Annotated in this window: 15 protein-coding genes; 5 read left to right on the top strand and 10 right to left on the bottom strand. The window is 61.5% G+C overall.

From position 1 onward, the window contains the following. Window positions 1-102: 102 nt before the first annotated feature. Complete coding sequence (locus BJ917_RS06350) at window positions 103-1,317, top strand: cytochrome c biogenesis protein DipZ (RefSeq protein WP_121102651.1); 1,215 nt, start codon at window positions 103-105, stop codon at window positions 1,315-1,317. Between the two features lie 123 nt (window positions 1,318-1,440). Here BJ917_RS06350 and BJ917_RS06345 read toward each other — a convergent pair whose 3' ends face one another. Then, window positions 1,441-2,406, bottom strand: coding sequence for an AraC family transcriptional regulator (locus BJ917_RS06345; protein WP_096512320.1), 966 nt, complete (start codon window positions 2,404-2,406; stop codon window positions 1,441-1,443). Between the two features lie 190 nt (window positions 2,407-2,596). Here BJ917_RS06345 and BJ917_RS06340 point away from each other — a divergent pair, with 190 nt between their 5' ends. Together BJ917_RS06340 and BJ917_RS06335 are read left to right on the top strand one after the other, a co-directional pair. Continuing rightward, complete coding sequence (locus tag BJ917_RS06340) at window positions 2,597-2,866, top strand: DUF4242 domain-containing protein (protein ID WP_096512319.1); 270 nt, start codon at window positions 2,597-2,599, stop codon at window positions 2,864-2,866. Window positions 2,867-2,903: 37 nt separating this feature from the next. After that, window positions 2,904-3,716: a class I SAM-dependent methyltransferase gene (locus BJ917_RS06335; RefSeq protein WP_096512318.1), complete on the top strand. Its 813-nt coding sequence runs from the start codon at window positions 2,904-2,906 to the stop codon at window positions 3,714-3,716. Between the two features lie 134 nt (window positions 3,717-3,850). Here the strand turns inward: BJ917_RS06335 and BJ917_RS06330 are convergent, their stop codons facing one another. The 3 genes from BJ917_RS06330 to pcsA all read right to left on the bottom strand — a co-directional run bounded on the left by BJ917_RS06330 (window position 3,851) and on the right by pcsA (window position 6,123). Beyond that, window positions 3,851-4,777 carry a universal stress protein gene (locus BJ917_RS06330; protein WP_121102649.1) on the bottom strand — a complete coding sequence of 309 codons (927 nt, stop codon included), beginning with the start codon at window positions 4,775-4,777 and terminating at the stop codon, window positions 3,851-3,853. A gap of 232 nt (window positions 4,778-5,009) precedes the next feature. Continuing rightward, window positions 5,010-5,396, bottom strand: a complete 387-nt coding sequence (locus tag BJ917_RS06320; protein WP_121102645.1) for a DUF488 domain-containing protein — start codon at window positions 5,394-5,396, stop codon at window positions 5,010-5,012. Window positions 5,397-5,400: 4 nt separating this feature from the next. Beyond that, the gene (pcsA, locus tag BJ917_RS06315; RefSeq protein WP_096512314.1) at window positions 5,401-6,123 is read right to left on the bottom strand and encodes a phosphatidylcholine synthase; all 723 of its coding nucleotides are present in this window, start codon (window positions 6,121-6,123) and stop codon (window positions 5,401-5,403) included. Window positions 6,124-6,387: 264 nt separating this feature from the next. Here pcsA and BJ917_RS06310 point away from each other — a divergent pair, with 264 nt between their 5' ends. After that, window positions 6,388-7,131, top strand: coding sequence for a tellurite resistance TerB family protein (locus BJ917_RS06310; protein WP_121102643.1), 744 nt, complete (start codon window positions 6,388-6,390; stop codon window positions 7,129-7,131). Between the two features lie 110 nt (window positions 7,132-7,241). On the opposite strand, the gene BJ917_RS06305 is transcribed toward BJ917_RS06310, so the two are convergent. After that, window positions 7,242-7,682 (bottom strand): cupin domain-containing protein, encoded by a 441-nt coding sequence (locus BJ917_RS06305; RefSeq protein WP_121102641.1) that lies wholly within the window; start codon window positions 7,680-7,682, stop codon window positions 7,242-7,244. A 184-nt stretch (window positions 7,683-7,866) separates the two neighbouring features. On the opposite strand from BJ917_RS06305, the gene ligD reads away from it, so the two are divergent. Further along, window positions 7,867-10,506 carry a DNA ligase D gene (gene ligD / locus BJ917_RS06300; RefSeq protein ID WP_096512311.1) on the top strand — a complete coding sequence of 880 codons (2,640 nt, stop codon included), beginning with the start codon at window positions 7,867-7,869 and terminating at the stop codon, window positions 10,504-10,506. Window positions 10,507-10,652: 146 nt separating this feature from the next. Here ligD and BJ917_RS06295 read toward each other — a convergent pair whose 3' ends face one another. The 5 genes from BJ917_RS06295 to BJ917_RS06270 form a co-directional block, all read right to left on the bottom strand. Further along, entirely contained in the window at window positions 10,653-11,327 is a 675-nt protein-coding gene (locus BJ917_RS06295) for a DUF3313 domain-containing protein (RefSeq protein WP_096512310.1), read from the bottom strand. A 46-nt stretch (window positions 11,328-11,373) separates the two neighbouring features. After that, window positions 11,374-12,642: an OmpP1/FadL family transporter gene (locus tag BJ917_RS06290; RefSeq protein WP_121102639.1), complete on the bottom strand. Its 1,269-nt coding sequence runs from the start codon at window positions 12,640-12,642 to the stop codon at window positions 11,374-11,376. Window positions 12,643-12,956: 314 nt separating this feature from the next. Then, window positions 12,957-13,235 carry a DUF3303 domain-containing protein gene (locus BJ917_RS06285; protein ID WP_096512308.1) on the bottom strand — a complete coding sequence of 93 codons (279 nt, stop codon included), beginning with the start codon at window positions 13,233-13,235 and terminating at the stop codon, window positions 12,957-12,959. 186 nt (window positions 13,236-13,421) lie between these two features. Next, window positions 13,422-13,823, bottom strand: coding sequence for a hypothetical protein (locus BJ917_RS06280; protein ID WP_096512307.1), 402 nt, complete (start codon window positions 13,821-13,823; stop codon window positions 13,422-13,424). Between the two features lie 211 nt (window positions 13,824-14,034). After that, a complete protein-coding gene (locus BJ917_RS06270; RefSeq protein ID WP_121102635.1) occupies window positions 14,035-16,320 on the bottom strand; it encodes an Orn/Lys/Arg decarboxylase N-terminal domain-containing protein in 2,286 nt (761 codons plus the stop codon).

Here is a 16,320-nt window from a genome sequence, read left to right as displayed (position 1 = left end):
GTCAGTCGACATCGATGTGACAGTCAGACCGCTTTCGCGAGCAGGCTCGCTCCCACAGGGGTTGTCTGGTGAATGCCTCCCAACAGTTTCAAAGGTGATCCCATGTTTCTCATCGCTTTCCTGGGCGGCATATTGACCGTCCTCAGCCCCTGCATCCTCCCGGTCGTGCCGTTCCTGTTCGCCGGTGCCGACCGCAAGCGCTCATCGATCCTGCTCACCCTCGGCGGCATGGCCCTGACGTTTGCCCTGGTCTCCAGCCTGGCCGTGGTCAGCAGCGAGTGGGTGATAAAGGCCAGCAACGCCGGCCGGCATGTGGCCCTGATCGTGATGGTGCTGTTCGCCCTGTCGCTGATTTCCGCCCGGGTCGGCGACTGGCTGGCACATCCTTTCGTCCTGCTGGGCAATCGCCTCGACCCGAACAGCCGCAAAGTCTCTGGTCCGCTGGGTTCGCTGATGATCGGCGTCGCCACCGGCCTGCTCTGGGCACCGTGTGCCGGACCGATCCTCGGGGTGATCCTCACCAGTGCCATGCTGCAAGGCGCAAACGCCGGCACCAGTCTGTTGCTGGTGGCCTACGGTCTGGGCAGTGCGCTGTCCCTGGGCATCCTGATCTTCGCTGGCCGCGGCCTGGTCAATCGCTTGAAACCGTCGATTCCGGTGACGGGCTGGCTGCGTCGTGGCGCCGGTGTCGCGGTGCTGGCCGGTGCGGCCGTGATTGCCACCGGTGCCGACAACGTGCTGCTGGCCAACACGTCCTCGGAAGGTGTCGGCAAGGTCGAGAAAGGCGTGCTGGAAACCGTGCCGAAAGTGGTCGATTACTTCGTCAGCAAGGTCAAGGCCGAGTCCATGGACAACGCCCAGGGCGCCATGCCGTCGCTGTCCGGCGCCGTGGAGTGGCTCAACTCGCCGGCACTGACCAATCAATCGCTCAAAGGCAAAGTGGTGCTGGTGGACTTCTGGACCTTCGACTGCATCAACTGCAAGCACACCCTGCCTTACGTGAAGGACTGGGCAAAGAAATACGAGAAGGATGGCCTGGTGGTGATCGGCGTGCACACCCCTGAATACGGGTTTGAACGCATCATCGACAACGTCAGGGACAAGGTGAAGGAATACGGCATCACCTACCCGGTGGCGATCGATAACAACTACGCCATCTGGCGCAACTTCGACAACCAGTACTGGCCCGCACACTACATCATCGACGCCAAGGGCCAGGTGCGTTACACCCACTTCGGCGAAGGGAGTTATGACACTCAGGAGCAGGTGATCCAGCAGTTGCTGGAGGAGGCGAAGGCTGGCGCTCCAGCCGCGTAAAGCCGCAACACGACACGCTATGTAGGAGCAGGCTTGCCAGCGAAAGCGGAGTGCCAGTCAATATTGATGTGACCGACACGCCGTCTTCGCTGGCAAGCCAGCTCCTACAGGTCGACGTGGGGCTTAATGCGTGGACGCCGCCTGGGTACGCCGCCACGCCGCCGGCGGTGTTCCATACTCGCGCCGAAAGGCCCGACTGAACGCCGTGTCGGTCTGATAGCCCACTTCTTCGGCAATGCGGATCAGGGAACTGTTGCTGCTGCGTAACAGATTGGCCGCCAGCAGCATCCGCCATTGCGTCAGGTACTGCATCGGCGAAACCCCCACCAATTGTTGAAAGCGCTCGGCCAACACGGACCTGGAAGTGCCGGCAGTGCGCGCCAGTTCATCCAGCGTCCAGCTGTGGCAGGGCTTTTTGTGCAAGGCATTGAGGGCGGCGCCGACGATCCGGTCGCTCACACCCGCCAGCCAGCCGGTGCGGCCCTTGCCGTGCTCGTGCATGTACAGGCGCAGCACCTCGATGAACAACACCTCGGCCAGTTTCGCCAGCACACCTTCGCCGCCAGGCCTCGGCGAGCGAGCTTCGGCAAGGGCGTAATGCACGGAAGATTCCAGCCAGATACCGGCGGCCGAGCCGCGCACGTTGACCCGTACCACCGCTGGCAATCCCGTCAGCAACATACCCGCCAAACGTGTATCGCAGGCCAGGTAGCCACACACCAGACGGGTCACCGCGCCGCCACCGCCATAGCTCAACTGTCGTGGCCGCCGCGCCAGGACTTTGTCCAGCCGCGCCCCGCTGGCCGGGGTCAAGCCGGGGCAGGAGCTCATGCGATGGGCATCGCCCTGGGGGAACACCACGACATCGCCGGCGGTCAGCAGCAGCGGTGGGTCGTCCCCCAGTTCGACGTAACACTCGCCCTCGGTGATCAAGTGAAAGATCACCACCCGTTCGGCGTTCGGTTCCAGAAACGGTGCGGCAGTGTCGGCACTCGGTGATTGGTAACACCAGGGCGCGGTGAACCTGGCGTTGATGAAAATGGCGCCGACCAGACGGACGACGCGAAGGGTCTGAGACAGGGCGTCCATAGCGTTTTCCCGTGAAGGGACTGAGGGTGGTGAGCCTGATTGTGCCCCCCTGGCAGCGAAGCATGAAACCTCCGGACGATCGGACAGGGTTGGCCGACGATCGGGCAGGACGCCGCCGCGCGCCAGAGCGATAGTTTGCCTGCAGGGTCACTGCCGGCCCTGTCTTCCAGAACAAGAATGAGAGGTTGCCATGCCCAAGTTCGTTATTGAACGTGAGATACCCGGTGCTGGAACACTGTCAGAAAGGGATTTGAAGGCCGCTTCGCAAAAGTCCTGCAGGACCTTGCGCGAGTTGCCGGAGGTGCAGTGGCTGCAGAGTTATGTCACCGGTGACAAGCTGTACTGCGTGTACATCGCGCCGAGCGAAGAGCAGATCAAGGAGCACGCCAGGCAGAGCGGTTTCCCGGCCAATCGCATTTCCCAAGTCACGGCGATCATCGATCCGACCACGGCAGAATAAGCCGGGCTGTGTTCCAACCCGAATCGGAGCGGAATTCATGAGTACACCCATTGATCTTGTTGCCCTGAAAAACCGTCAAATGGCCGCCTGGGCCAGTGGCGATTACGCCGTGATCGGCACCACCCTGCAGATCGTCGGCGAACAACTGGCCGAGGCCTGCGACCTGCTGTGCGATGAGCAGGTGCTGGATGTCGCTGCCGGCAATGGTAACGCGACACTGGCCGCTGCACGCCGGGGCTGCCTTGTCACCTCGACCGACTATGTGGCGGCGCTGCTCGAACGCGGTGAAGACCGCGCGAGGGCTGAACGCCTGAACGTCATATTTCAAGTGGCCGATGCCGAAGCGCTGCCCTTTGAGGATGCCAGTTTCGATGCCGTGCTTTCGACTTTCGGCGTGATGTTTACGCCGGACCAGCCCAAGGCGGCCGCGGAGCTGGCGCGGGTCTGTCGGCCGGGAGGGCGGATCGGCCTGGCCAACTGGACCCCGGAAGGTTTCGTCGGCCAGATGTTCAAGACCCTGGGCAAGCACATGCCGCCACCTCCCGGTGCGCAACCGCCGTCACAGTGGGGCACCGAAGCCTGGTTGCACACCCACTTCGACGAGCGCAACTTCCTGGTCCAGGTGGCGCGCAAGACCTTCACCTTCCGCTATCGCAACGCCGGGCATTTCATCGACACGTTCCGCAGTTGGTACGGGCCGCTGCACAAGGCGTTCGCGGCGCTGCCGGCGGACGGCGCCAAGGCCCTGGAAAATGACCTGACCGAACTGCTCAACCGCTCGAACCGGGCGGGGGATCGGTCGCTGGTGGTGCCCAGTGAATACCTGGAGGTGGTGATCACACGGCGCTAACCTGACAACACAGAGTCCCCTTGTGGGAGCGAGCCTGCTCGCGAAGACGGTCTATCAGTCAGAGATGATGTGACTGACACGCTGCCTTCGCGAGCAGGCTCGCTCCCACAGGGGCGGTGTCTGGTCCAGCCTTGTTATTCATCCAGCCGCTCGGTGTACACCACCCAGACACTGCAGGGCATTTTGTACAGCAGGTGCTCCACCGTGCTGCCGATCATCCGCCCCATGCCGCGATGGCCGAGGCGACCCATGACGATCACGTCGATGTCATAGGCATCGGCATAGCGGGTCAGGACCCTGGCCGGGTTGCCCATGATCATGTGTCGCTGTGCCTGGGCGATGCCATTGCGTTCGGCCAGTTCGTTGAAGGCTTCCAGTTGATCGTCATACAGGGTCTTGTGCTTGGTCGAGGAGAAAAATGCCGAGCCGTTGTCGAAACCGAATTCGTCCGAACTGATGGACGAAAGGTCATAGGCGTAGACCACATCGAGCTCGGCATTGCAGGCACTGGCCAGTTTCGAGGCTTCGTGCAGGATGCGGTCATTGAAGCTTTTGTAGTGGTCATCGCGATGGAAGGGGTCGACCGCCGCAACCACCTTGCGGGGCAGGGCATTGATCGCGTGGCTGACGAAGTGTAAAGGCACCGGACACTCGCGCAGCAGATGCACATCCAGCGGGGTGAAGATCAGCCGCGACAGCAGCGATTGGTGCTCCAGCGCCTTGATCAGCACGTCCATCGGCTGTTCCTTGAGATGGATCAGAATCTCCTCCAGCGGGTTGTCCACCCACGCCACCTCGGTGGTGATGTGCACGCCGATTTTGCGCAGGGGCCGGGCCTGGTCCTCGAGCCACTGGCGGTGGCGATCGACGTAGCCCAGGCGCATCTGTTCCAGCGCCGTTTCGTTGACCATGCCGGCGGTGGCCAGACCTTCCAGATAATCGAACGCCACGATGTGCAGCGCCGCGTCTTCAGCCCTGGCCAGCGCCGCCGCCCGGTCGAAGGCGGGGCTGTGTTCCATCAGCGGCGAAGCCACCAGCATGAAGCGTGATTGCTCGGACATGACAAACCTCCCGGGGGGCGTTCGGCCTGACTTCAACCTCTGAATATTTACCATGATCGGCGCCTGGCGCCTGCGGGGGGCGATCATCGGCACTTATGTCATGTACACAAAGCCCCTGTGGGAGCGAGCCTGCTCGCGAAGAGGCCATCACATTCAATATGTTCTTTGACTGACACACCGCCTTCGCGAGCAGGCTCGCTCCTACAGGGGATATTTGGTGTGTTTGAGTGAGTTAAATAACCTCCGCGCCCCGCGCCTCCAGCAACTCGCGCAGTATCGACCGATGACAATGGGCTTCTTCCGCGCAATAGCAGCCCATGGCAAGGGAGGTGTGATGGGAGAGGGCAGCCAGCAGGTCCAGCATCTGGCTGGCCGCCGGCTGCTTCATTTCCGCCTTGAACTTGCGCACGAACACAGTCCAGGCCTTGGCATCCTGAGCTGCCAGTGCTTCAGCAACCAGCTCCGCGCTGGGCGACAGCAGCGGCTGCCACACATCGTAGAAGTCCCGCGTGGCGAACTCGGCTTTCGGTACGCCACGGGGTGGGCGGCGCACCGTGCCCAGGCGCAAGCCTTCGTGGGGTTGGCGCGGTGAGCCCAGGCGCACGATATGGATAGGCATGGCGTTACTTAAGCCTTGATCCGTCGAACCACTCCAGCGCGGTGCGCCAGAAGCAGATGCCCAGGAAGTAAGCCGACATCAGCAACCACAGCCCCATGACCAGCGGGTTGATCACCGGGTGGTTGATCACCAGCGACAGGCTGCACAGCAACCAGATGGCCGTGACGGCAATGTTGATCGGCATGAAACGGCGCACACGGAACGGGTGCAAAAATTTCATCCGGGTCAGTGTCAGCAGGGCCAGGCCGATCACCGTCAGGAAGGTGATCCACGGCGACGGCGCGATGATGTACAGGCACAGGGCAACCACATTCCACGCGGCGGGAAAGCCCTGGAAGTAGTTGTCCTTGCTTTTCATATTGACGTTGCAGAAGCAGAACAGCGACGACACCAGGATCAGCGACACGGTCAGCAGCAGCGTGTAGTCCGGCAACGGAATATAGCGATAGATGAACAGCGCCGGGATGAATACATACGTCAGGTAGTCGATGACCAGGTCGAGGATCGAGCCGTCGAAGCTCGGCAGCACCGACTGCACATTGACCTTGCGCGCCAACGCGCCGTCCAGTCCGTCGACGATCAAGGCCACGCCCAGCCACAGCAGGCAATGGGTCGGTTGGTTATCGAGCAGGGCGAGGGTTGCAAGGAAAGCGGTGACCACACCGGTAGCGGTAAAACCATGGGCTCCCCACGCTTTGAGCCTGGCGATGTGTAGAGTCGAAATCACGGGGGCGTTCTCCAGAAAGTGAAGCAAGCCAGTCATCGTCCTCAGCATCGAGGGCGGCGGCAAACCGGGTCGGGTTGCAGGTATCGACCGGGTATCCGGGAATAAGGTTCACCACCTATGAATCTTAGCTGCGCCGCCAAAAAATACCCCGCAAATATCCACAACACTGTGCCGGGGGGCACGTCGGCCAAACGGTGGTAGCACATTTACCGGCGAGGACTATTGTTGTCTGTCTGGATCACTTCCCTCGATGAGGATGCCGTCATGAACACCAGCGATCTGCTTGAACAGTTACTGCGGGGCGGCCAGGGTGCCATGCCGCGACAGGACGGCGGTGGCGCGTCGGGTGGGCTCGGCGACCTGGGTGGACTGCTCGGCGGCCTGATGGGCGGCGGCGGAGGGGGTGCCAGTGCCGGTGGCGGTGGATTGGGCGGCCTGGGCGGATTGCTCGGTGGTCTGCTGGGCGGTGGCTCGCCGATGGGCGGTTCGCCGCAAGCGCGTTCGGGTAGTGGCACCAATTATGCCGCGCTCGCTTCACTGGGAATGATGGCGTTCCAGGCGTATCAGGCCTGGCAGCGCAGCCAGGCCGCGCAGCCGCAGCAGGCGCCGCAACAGGCGCCACGTACGGTGGATCTGTTGGCCGGACCGGAAGTCGAGGAGCACAGCCATGCAATCCTGCGGGCACTGATCGCGGCGGCCAAGGCCGATGGCCGGATCGACCCGGCCGAGAAGCAGATGATCAGCACCGAAATCGGCCGTCATACCGACGATCCGCAATTGCAGCAGTGGCTCGACGATGAAGTCGCCAAGCCGCTCGACCCTGCCGAGGTGGCGCAATCGGCCACCGATCCCGGCATGGCCGCCGAGATGTACCTGGCCAGCGTGATGCTGGTGGACGATCAGCAGGATGCCGAGCGCAACTATCTGGATGAGCTGGCAGCGGCGCTGAATATTGATCCGGATTTGCAGGTGCATCTGGAGCAGCAGGCGAGGGGCGGGACTGCCTGAAGTTTAAGTCGGCTGTCAGTCCGCTATCGCGGGCAAGCCCGCTCCCACAGGTACCCATGGCGCCACAGATCCTGTGGGAGCGGGCTTGCCCGCGATGAACGATAACGCGGTCAACCTGCTGGTTTCGGCACCAGGAAGGTAACTCCATATCGCTCGGCCACCTCGAATATCTTCGGCAAGTCCTCAGGCACCTTGAACCGGTCCATCGCCGCAAAGAACTGCCCGCCGCGTGGATCGGAGACCACGCCGATCATCTTTGCAGAGCTACTGATGTTCTTGTAGGCATGAATCGTTCCGGCAGGAATATGCACGTAACCCCCGGCCGGGACGGTGGTGGATTTGCCTTCGACAGTCACTTCGACCTCGCCTTCCACCACGTAAAACGCCTCGTCCCACGGATGGAAGTGCGGTGGCGGGCCGCCACCTTGCACGCCCACCTGAATGTGCATTTCAAAGGGTTTGCTCAGATCCCCGCCGGCCAGGACCGTGATCGCTTCGCCAACGACGTTGTAGGGTGGCGGGGGGGCTTCGATGACGTGAGTGGTGCGCATGACTGCTCTCCGGGGATGAAGCGGCACCCGCTGATTGTAGGCCCTTGAGCAACCGCCGGACGCCACGCCACCGGGCCGTCTGTCCGGGCACATTCACCGTCGATGGAATTTTTACGCGCACGGCTCGCTCTGCTGAGGGAGAGACGCGCTGAATCCGCGTCCTGCAGCGATCAGCAGGTGAGCGATGAACAAGGACCTCGACGACTACAACCGCAAGCGCGATTTTTCGGCGACATCAGAACCGGCCGCCATCAAGCGAACCGGCAAAAAGAACGCCAGGGATCATGCCTTGCAGTTTTGCATCCAGAAGCACGACGCTTCGCGCCTGCACTACGACTTTCGCCTGGAGCTCGACGGCGCGCTCAAGAGCTGGGCAGTGCCCAAGGGACCGTCACTGGACCCCAGGGTCAAGCGCCTGGCGGTGCACGTCGAGGACCATCCGATCGACTACGCCACGTTCGAGGGCAGTATCCCCGAAGGGCATTACGGCGCCGGCGATGTGATTGTCTGGGACCGTGGTGTATGGATCCCCCAGGACGACCCGGCCAAGGCCTACGCCAAGGGCCGGCTCAAGTTCGAACTGCAAGGCGAGAAGCTCGCCGGTTTGTGGAACCTGGTGCGCACGCACATGCCGGGCAAGCAGGAGCAGTGGTTCCTGATCAAGCATCAGGACGGGGCGGCCAGAGCCGAAGACGATTACGACGTGGTCGCCGCCGAGCCGAACAGCGTGCTCAGTGATCGCAGCATCGTGGCCAGGACACCGAAGGCTGCCCGGCCCGCCAATGTTCCCAAACCCGCCAAGGCCATCAAAAAACCGGCCACCGCGGTTCGCCGGGAAACGTCCGCGCCACTCACCGGCGCGCACAAAGCCAGGTTGCCGGACCAGATCAAGCCGGAACTGGCGACACTGGTGGAAAAGGCCCCGGACGGCGAGTGGGCTTATGAAGTCAAATTTGACGGCTACCGGATCATGGCGCGCATCGACCACGAAGAGGTCAGGCTCTTCACTCGCAACGGTCACGACTGGACCCACAAGCTGCCCGGTCAGGCCAAGGCGCTGGAAGGCCTGGGGCTGGAATCGGCCTGGCTCGACGGTGAAATGGTGGTGGTTGACGAACAGGGACTGCCGGACTTCCAGGCGCTGCAAAATGCTTTCGATGCCGGACGCAGTGGCAACATCCTCTACTACCTGTTCGACTTGCCCTATCTCAACGGCGTGGACCTGCGCGAAGTGCCGGTCGAAGAACGCCGGGCGGCGTTGGCGACCGTGCTCAAAACCAGCACAGACCCGTTGCTGCGCTTTTCCGACAGCTTCAGCGAAGACCCTGAGGCCCTGCTCAACAGCGCCTGCCAGATGCGCATGGAAGGCCTGATCGGCAAGCGCCTGGGCTCGGCCTACGTGTCCCGGCGCAGCAGCGACTGGATCAAACTCAAGTGCAAACATCGGCAGGAGTTTGTCATCGTCGGTTTCACCGATCCCAAGGGGGCACGCAGTGCCTTCGGTGCATTGTTGTTGGGTTTGCATGATCGCGACAGTGGCGAGTTGCGCTACGCCGGCAAGGTTGGCACCGGCTTCACCGAGGCCACCCTGGGCAGCATTCATGAGCAACTCAAACCCTTGCAGACGAAAAAACCGGCGGTGGTCAATCCACCCGGCGGTGCCGAATTCAGGGGCGTGCATTGGCTCAAGCCCAGCCTGCTGGCGGAAGTGGCCTTTGCTGAAATGACCAAGGAGGGCTCGGTGCGACATGCAGTGTTCCATGGCCTGCGTGACGACAAGCCTGCCAAAGACATTACCGAGGAGCGTCCGACTGCCGTGAAAGCGACTTCTGCGAAACCTGCCCCTGCAAAAAAAGCGGCCCCGGCGAAAAAAACCGCCGTCGCCAAGTCACCCGCCGCGCAAAAGAAAGCCGAGCCTGCACCGTCACAACAAGGCCTGGCCGAGGGCAAGGTCCGCATCACTCACCCGGACCGCGTCATCGATGCCAGCAGCGGCACCACCAAAATGCAACTGGCGCACTATTACGCCAGCGTCGCCGAGTGGATTTTGCCGCAGCTCAAGGATCGCCCGGTGGCGCTGGTGCGTGCGCCAGATGGCATTGCCGGCGAGTTGTTTTTCCAGAAAAACGCCGAGCGCCTGTCCATCCCCGGTATCACCACCCTCGACCAGCAGCTCACCGGGCAGCCGATGATGGTGATCAACAATGCCGAAGCGCTGGTCGGCGCGGTTCAGATGAGCACCGTGGAATTGCACACCTGGAACGCTACTTCGGACAACCTCGACAAACCCGACCGCTTCGTCCTCGACCTCGACCCGGACCCGGCGCTGCCGTGGAAACGCATGGTCGAAGCGACGCAGTTGACCCTGACTGTGCTCGATGAACTGGGGCTCAAGGCGTTTCTCAAGACCAGCGGCGGCAAGGGCATTCACCTGGTGGTGCCGCTGACCCGCAAGCTCGGCTGGGATGAGGTCAAGGATTTCAGTCACGGGATTGTCAGCCACATGGCGAAGCTGCTGCCGGAGCGATTTTCCGCAGTGTCGGGGCCGAAGAACCGGGTAGGGCGGATCTTCATCGATTACCTGCGCAACGGTCTGGGCGCGACCACCATCTGTGCCTACGCCGTGCGCACCCGGGAAGGGTTGCCGGTCTCGGTGCCGATTTTTCGCGAGGAGGTGGGGGAGCTCAAGGGGGGTAACCAGTGGAACGTGCACAACGTGCATGAACGCCTGGCCGAAGTGGGCGATGAACCCTGGGCGGAGATGAAGAAAACCCGGCAGACGATCACGGCGGAGATGCGGCGTCGGGTCGGAATGAAAAAATAACCCTCACTGCAATCCGCAGTCCCTGTAGGAGCGAGCTCTGCTCGCGATGGTCGTGAACGTTGACGCGTAAAACCAGATGCCCAACGGCGCCCTCGGGTTTTTCGCGAGTAAGCTCGCTCCTACAGAAAAGCAGATAACCAATCCCGTTACTTTATGAACGCCCGAAGGTCGCTATCCAACTTGTCGATCGCCGCTTTGAAATCCTGGGCGGTGACTTTCTGGCTTTCGTTGGACAACTGCTTGCCAAACACCTTGCGCACCACCCTGGCCACGGTCTGGTTGCTTTTCGCGTCGATGAATTCGGCCTCGATAAACAATTCAGTGTCCTGGTCCCGGTGACCGGTGGCGGCCTGAGTCGCGCCAACGACGGCTGCGATGGGGACCACTTCATACCATTTCATGCCTTCGTTCGAGGCGCTGACCCCGGTGATAGCCGAGCGCATGATCAAGGTTTTCGAGCCGGCCGGTGCTGCGCTTGCGCTGTTGACGACCCGGTATTTCTGTCCCAGCGTGGCTTTGGCCTTATTGGACATGTAGTTCTGAATGTCAGTAAGCGTCTGCTGGTTGACCCGCTCATTGGGCTTGGGGGCCGGATAGAGTTCCAGTTTGTTGAACGCCACGGTGTTGTACGCATTGGGGTTCCACGACGGGCTCACCCAGCGCATCGCGGTACCGCCGCTTGGCGTGGAGACTTCTTGCAGGTTGTTGTAGTTGGACAGGAAGCCGGAGTACTGCTCCCGTTCGGTGACTTTGGAGGTGCAGCCACCGAGCAGGAGCCCGGTCAGTGCGGTGCCGATGAGCAATTTTCGGGTCAGGTTCATAGTGCTGTGTGCTCCTTGGATCAGGTCGTTTTTCATTAGCGGAAAATCAGAAACGCCAAGTCATGTTGCCGGTCACGGCTTGAATCCAGGCATCGTCGAATTGACCGGAAATCCGATTGCCTGACACAGTCTTGGTCTGGTCCACCGGCATGTCGCCCAACCAGATCATGGCCAAACTGACATTGACGTCGGTGTCCCTGTTCAGAGCATAGGTGGCTCCTGTCGCAATGCGCCAGGACTCGCCCATTGGCACGATCACCGAACGCCTGTTGTCCGAAACGGCACTGCTGTCGTAGGCCACGCCGAAATTCCACAGCAGTTGTTGGGTGGCCTGGTATTGCGCGCCGAGCGACAGGTGCCAGGTGTCCTTGAAGCCCGCATCGATGGTGGTCGAGCGGGCATCATTGGCCGTGGTGTCGACCTGCACGCCGATATCGCCGAATTCCGACCAGTCCTGCCAGTTGACCGAGGCGAGCAAGGCCCACTGCCGGTCCAGTTGCTGGAACAGGCTCAGGGTGACGGTTTGCGGCACGGTTATATCAAGTTGGGTGTTGGTGCCATCGAGACGCTGCAACAACGGGCCGTCGCCCTTGATGTCCAGGCCGTCCTCGAACTCCAGATCGACTTTGCTGGTGTAGGTCAGGCCAATGCGGGTTCCGGGTTGCGGGGCGTAGATCACCCCCACATTGGCGCCGAAACCCCAATCCTTGTCCTTGTATTTGAACTGGCCGTCACCGCGGTCGGTGAAGCCGAACGGTGAGCGGTCGATGGCGGTCTGCGCTTGCAGCATGCCGTACATGGCCTTGATGCCGACACCCACCGACCATTGTTCGTTGAAGCGGTACGCCACGCTCGGCACCAATGACAAACCGAGCAGGCTGGAGTTCTGCGTGAAGTAGCGCCCGGACCAGTCATTGTCGTAATTGACCGCCAGGCCGAAGTCACCGTATTGGCCGAAGCCGACGCTCCAGTGGTCATCCAGTGCATGGCTGATGAAAAAACTGCCACCGGGTATCGGGTCCAGGGCGTTGCCACTGCCGCTGCCCGCCACGTTGGTGCCTTCGTCGCGATCGAATTTCAGATCGCCGTAGAGCACCTGCAAGCCAGCGGTGATCTGCGTACCCGGCAGGTAACTCATACCCGCCGGGTTGCTGGCAATGGTCGATGGGCCCTGGGCCCGGGCCGCAGCACCGGCGTTGGCCAGGCCGACGTTGTCGGTGCCGACTTCGTAGAGCAAGATACCGCCCGCCCAGGTTTGCTGACAGCAGAGGGCGAGCAGGGTGACGACGGGCAGAGCAGTTATCTTTGGCTGCATGGCGTCAGTACTCCAGAGCCGTTTCCCACAGCTCCGCAAATGTGGTGTCCCGCGAAAAGAGAGTAGGTTCTAATCGTTAAAAAGCCAGTGAATGCTGTGCATCCTTGTGATCTGATTCACCAGGCTTACAGGGATTTCAGTGATTAAAGTCGATTGTTGAGGCCTTGCGGCGCGGCGCGTTTCGACGCCGAATGGCGATGCACCAGAGGTTGATCAACGCGGATTTGAAGGGAGCGAGGGGCAGGACGGGCTATACAGTCTGTCTTGAACAAAAGTGACGAGGCGGCGAGCGGCACTCGCCGCCTCGATGGCGATTATTTGCCGACAATGCCTGCCAGTAGCGGCGCCATCTGCTCGTCGGTCAACGCGACCTGGACGTCCATGGTCATGAGGTCGCTCCAGTCCAGCACCCATTTCTGAATCAATGCCGGATCACTGGCTTCTGCCACGCCAAAACCCGCCGCGCCACCCACGGCGTACCAGCGCCCGATCAATTTGACGCCTGCGGGGGGCGCGCCACCGGTCTTGAGGAAACGCTCGATCGCACTGTTGCGATTTGCCGAACTGAGCGTCCAGTTGACGATGAATAACATCGGCCACCTCCTGTTGCGGATTGGCACCTGATTTCCTTGGCGTACCTGGTTGGCGCCGGGGCCAGGGTCGCACTCGGTTTCCAGTTCCGTCCTGGCTGGTGTGCAGCAAAAACTCCCATGAGAAGGCATAGCAGCGCGCTGCACTGTGCGTACGACCGCTGATCTTCTTGTGGGACACAGGGGGTCTCATGCATCGCGCAACAGGTCGTTGGCGTTGAGCACTTCGTAGGCGATTTCCGGACGCTTTTCCATGGCGCGGCGGATCGCGGCCGGGATCGATGCGCGGGTTTTGCGGCACAATCCCGGCAGGTCGCCGACGTAAATGCCGATCCCGCGCATGGTCCGCACTTCGTTTGCACTCGGGACGATGTCGACGCGGATGCCCAGTTGCTCGAACATCCGCCGTTGCAGGTGTTCCAGATCCTGGAAACTCGACAGGTTTTCCAGGCGCTCGATCAGGCGCTTTTCTTCGGTGCGGGTCAGAAACAGGATGCGCACGTCCGCCCCCGGTGTTTCCAGCAACGGGTCACGCCCGCAATCGCAGGCACCGGGCGGGCAGGGTTGGCGGATCGGAGCAGAGGTTGTCATGGGGTTCAATCATAGAGCGCTGTGATCGAGTTTGCCCATAGGGTTTTGGATTGATGGCGTGACAATGTGTAAGGGAGATCCAAAGTGGAAGGAGATCCCTTGTGGGAGCGAGCCTGCTCGCGAAAGCGGAGTGTCAGGCAACCTATACAGTGACTGACACTCCGCCTTCGCGAGCAGGCTCGCTCCCACATTTTGGTTTTGCGTGGGCCTGTTATTTCAGTACCAACATCCGATAAACCCCGTTCTCGACTTCGATCCCGTGGGTGTCATGGGTGAAGCCGGGGAAGGATCTGTCGAACGCTTCCAGCGCCTTGAGATAGGCCAGCAACGCCCCGTCCGCAGGCCCGGCATTCTCGCCCGGCATCAGCAATGGAATGCCCGGTGGATACGGCACGATACCGGTGGCGGCGAGGCGGCCGGCGGCTTGTTCCAAAGTCACCAGCTCGATGTCGTTGCGCACCAGTTTCTCGTAGGCCTCCACCGGGCTGAATTCGGCTTTTGGCAGGGTGCCGAACGCCTGGGCCATGTTGGCGGTGGTCTTGTGTTTCTTCATGGCGGCGAAGATTTCGTCGGCCAGATCCTTCAGGCCCATGCCGGCATAGCGTTGCTGGTGGGCGTTGTACAGGTCGGGCAGGCAGAGTTCGAGCTCGGCGTTGTCGTCGTAATCACGCTTGAAGTCGAGCAAGGCGTTGAGCAACGTGCCCCACTTGCCTTTGGTGATGCCGATGGAGAACAGGAACAGGATGGTGAAGTCGGTGGTTTTCTCGACCACGATCCCCTGACGGCCCAGGTACGCCGTGACCACGCAAGCGGGGATGCCTGAAGCCAGCAGGTTGCCGTCGTCGCCCATGCCGGGGCTGAGCACCGAGACCTTGATCGGGTCGAGCATGCAGTAGCCATCTTCGATGTCACCGAAACCGTGCCATACCGCATTGGGGTGCAGGACCCAGCAGTTCGGATCGGTTTTCAGTTGTGCCGGATCGACCTCATGGAACGGCACGGTGGCCGCGCCCACCTGTACGGTCGGTGGCTGCCAGCAGGTGAAGAACCAGTCGTCCTTGCTCAGCATCTCGTTGTGCATGCGCGAAAGGACCTGGCGGAAGCTGATGGCTTCTTCGATCGATTCGCTGGTGAGGATCTGCCCGCTCGGTGCTTCCATCATTGCCGAGCTGACGTCGCAGGACGCCATGATCGCGTAGTTGGGCGACGTCGAGGCGTGCATCATGAACGATTCGTTGAAGCGCGCGTGCTCGATCGGGTTGCGGCCGTCGCGCACGTGGATCATCGAGGCCTGGGACAGGGCGGCCAGCAACTTGTGCGTCGAATGGGTGGCGAACACGGTCGGCTTGGACTTGTCATGGTCCTCCGGGTTGCCGTGCATGGCGTGGCGCCCACTGTACAGCGGGTTGAAACGCGCGTAAGCGTACCAGGCTTCGTCGAAGTGCAGACGGTCAACGCTTTCGCCCAGCAGCTCTTCGACGCGGGTGACGTTGTAGGTCAGGCCGTCGTAGGTGGAGTTGGTGACGATCGCATGCACCGGCGTCGCGTCGATGCCTTTCTTGACCAGCGGGTTGTTGGCAATGGCGGCTTTAACGCCTTCGGCGCTGAGGGTTTGCGGCAGGATCGGGCCGATGATGCCGTAGCGGTTGCGGGTCGGTACCAGGTAAGTCGGAATGGCGCCGGACAGGGTCATCGCATGTTCGGCGGACTTGTGGCAATTGCGGTCGCACAGGGCGATCTGGTTGCGTGTGACACTCGCCATCAGAATGACGCGGTTGGACATCGACGAACCGTTGGTCACGTAGTACGTGCGGTGCGCACCGAAGACCTTGGCGGCATAACGCTCGCCCTGGCCGATAGGGCCGCTGTGGTCGAGCAGCGAACCGAGTTCGCCGACCGAGATCGACAGGTCGGAACGCAACAGGTTTTCCCCGAAAAATTCGTAGAAGGCCCGTCCTGCCGTGCTTTTCAGGAACGCCGTGCCGCCGGCGTGGCCGGGGGTGTGCCATGAGTATTCATAGGTGCGGGCAAACTTCACCAGCGCGCCGAACATCGGTGGCAAGGCGGCCTGACGATAGCGTTCGATGGCCGCGAGAATGCGCCCGCTGAGGAAGCGAGAGGTGTCTTCGGGCAGCCAGATGAAGTCGTCGGCGTGCTGCATGACCAACAATGGAATGCTCGACGCGGTGGTGCGGTCGCTGATCAGAAATACCGGTACTCGTGTGTTGCGTTCGCGCAGCTTGACCAGCAGTTTGATGCAGTCGGCGTGACCTTCGCTTTTGTCCATTTCCCAACTGATGAGCACGCATTGAACGGCAGGGTCCGAACGCAGGATCGAACCGGCGTCGCCGAGGCTTTCCGAAGCCAGTACGGCGACGCCTCGCCCCTCTACGTCATGGACCAGTTGATCCAAGGCGCGACCAAATACCGTTCGTTTGTCCGGTGGACTGCTGACCAATAGCGCCAGCATGCCCAGGGAATGTTTATAGTCCGTCAT

Source organism: Pseudomonas sp. WPR_5_2, from assembly GCF_003634475.1.
Classification (GTDB): Bacteria; Pseudomonadota; Gammaproteobacteria; order Pseudomonadales; family Pseudomonadaceae; genus Aquipseudomonas; species Aquipseudomonas izuensis.
The sequence above is the reverse complement of the archived record's forward strand: the minus strand, read 5'-3'. Positions and strand labels throughout refer to the sequence as shown.

Bases quoted from the DNA above. Each gene is read 5' to 3' on its own strand.
- BJ917_RS06285 (WP_096512308.1), bottom strand. From the start codon at position 13,235: ATGTTATTCATCGTCAACTGGACGCTCAGTTCGGCAAATCGCAACAGT.
- BJ917_RS06330 (WP_121102649.1), bottom strand. From the start codon at position 4,777: ATGTCCGAGCAATCACGCTTCATGCTGGTGGCTTCGCCGCTGATGGAA.
- BJ917_RS06290 (WP_121102639.1), bottom strand. From the start codon at position 12,642: ATGCAGCCAAAGATAACTGCTCTGCCCGTCGTCACCCTGCTCGCCCTC.
- BJ917_RS06310 (WP_121102643.1), top strand. From the start codon at position 6,388: ATGAACACCAGCGATCTGCTTGAACAGTTACTGCGGGGCGGCCAGGGT.
- BJ917_RS06305 (WP_121102641.1), bottom strand. From the start codon at position 7,682: ATGCGCACCACTCACGTCATCGAAGCCCCCCCGCCACCCTACAACGTC.
- BJ917_RS06295 (WP_096512310.1), bottom strand. From the start codon at position 11,327: ATGAACCTGACCCGAAAATTGCTCATCGGCACCGCACTGACCGGGCTC.
- BJ917_RS06335 (WP_096512318.1), top strand. From the start codon at position 2,904: ATGAGTACACCCATTGATCTTGTTGCCCTGAAAAACCGTCAAATGGCC.
- BJ917_RS06320 (WP_121102645.1), bottom strand. From the start codon at position 5,396: ATGCCTATCCATATCGTGCGCCTGGGCTCACCGCGCCAACCCCACGAA.
- BJ917_RS06270 (WP_121102635.1), bottom strand. From the start codon at position 16,320: ATGACGGACTATAAACATTCCCTGGGCATGCTGGCGCTATTGGTCAGC.
- BJ917_RS06350 (WP_121102651.1), top strand. From the start codon at position 103: ATGTTTCTCATCGCTTTCCTGGGCGGCATATTGACCGTCCTCAGCCCC.
- BJ917_RS06280 (WP_096512307.1), bottom strand. From the start codon at position 13,823: ATGACAACCTCTGCTCCGATCCGCCAACCCTGCCCGCCCGGTGCCTGC.
- BJ917_RS06340 (WP_096512319.1), top strand. From the start codon at position 2,597: ATGCCCAAGTTCGTTATTGAACGTGAGATACCCGGTGCTGGAACACTG.
- BJ917_RS06345 (WP_096512320.1), bottom strand. From the start codon at position 2,406: ATGGACGCCCTGTCTCAGACCCTTCGCGTCGTCCGTCTGGTCGGCGCC.
- ligD (WP_096512311.1), top strand. From the start codon at position 7,867: ATGAACAAGGACCTCGACGACTACAACCGCAAGCGCGATTTTTCGGCG.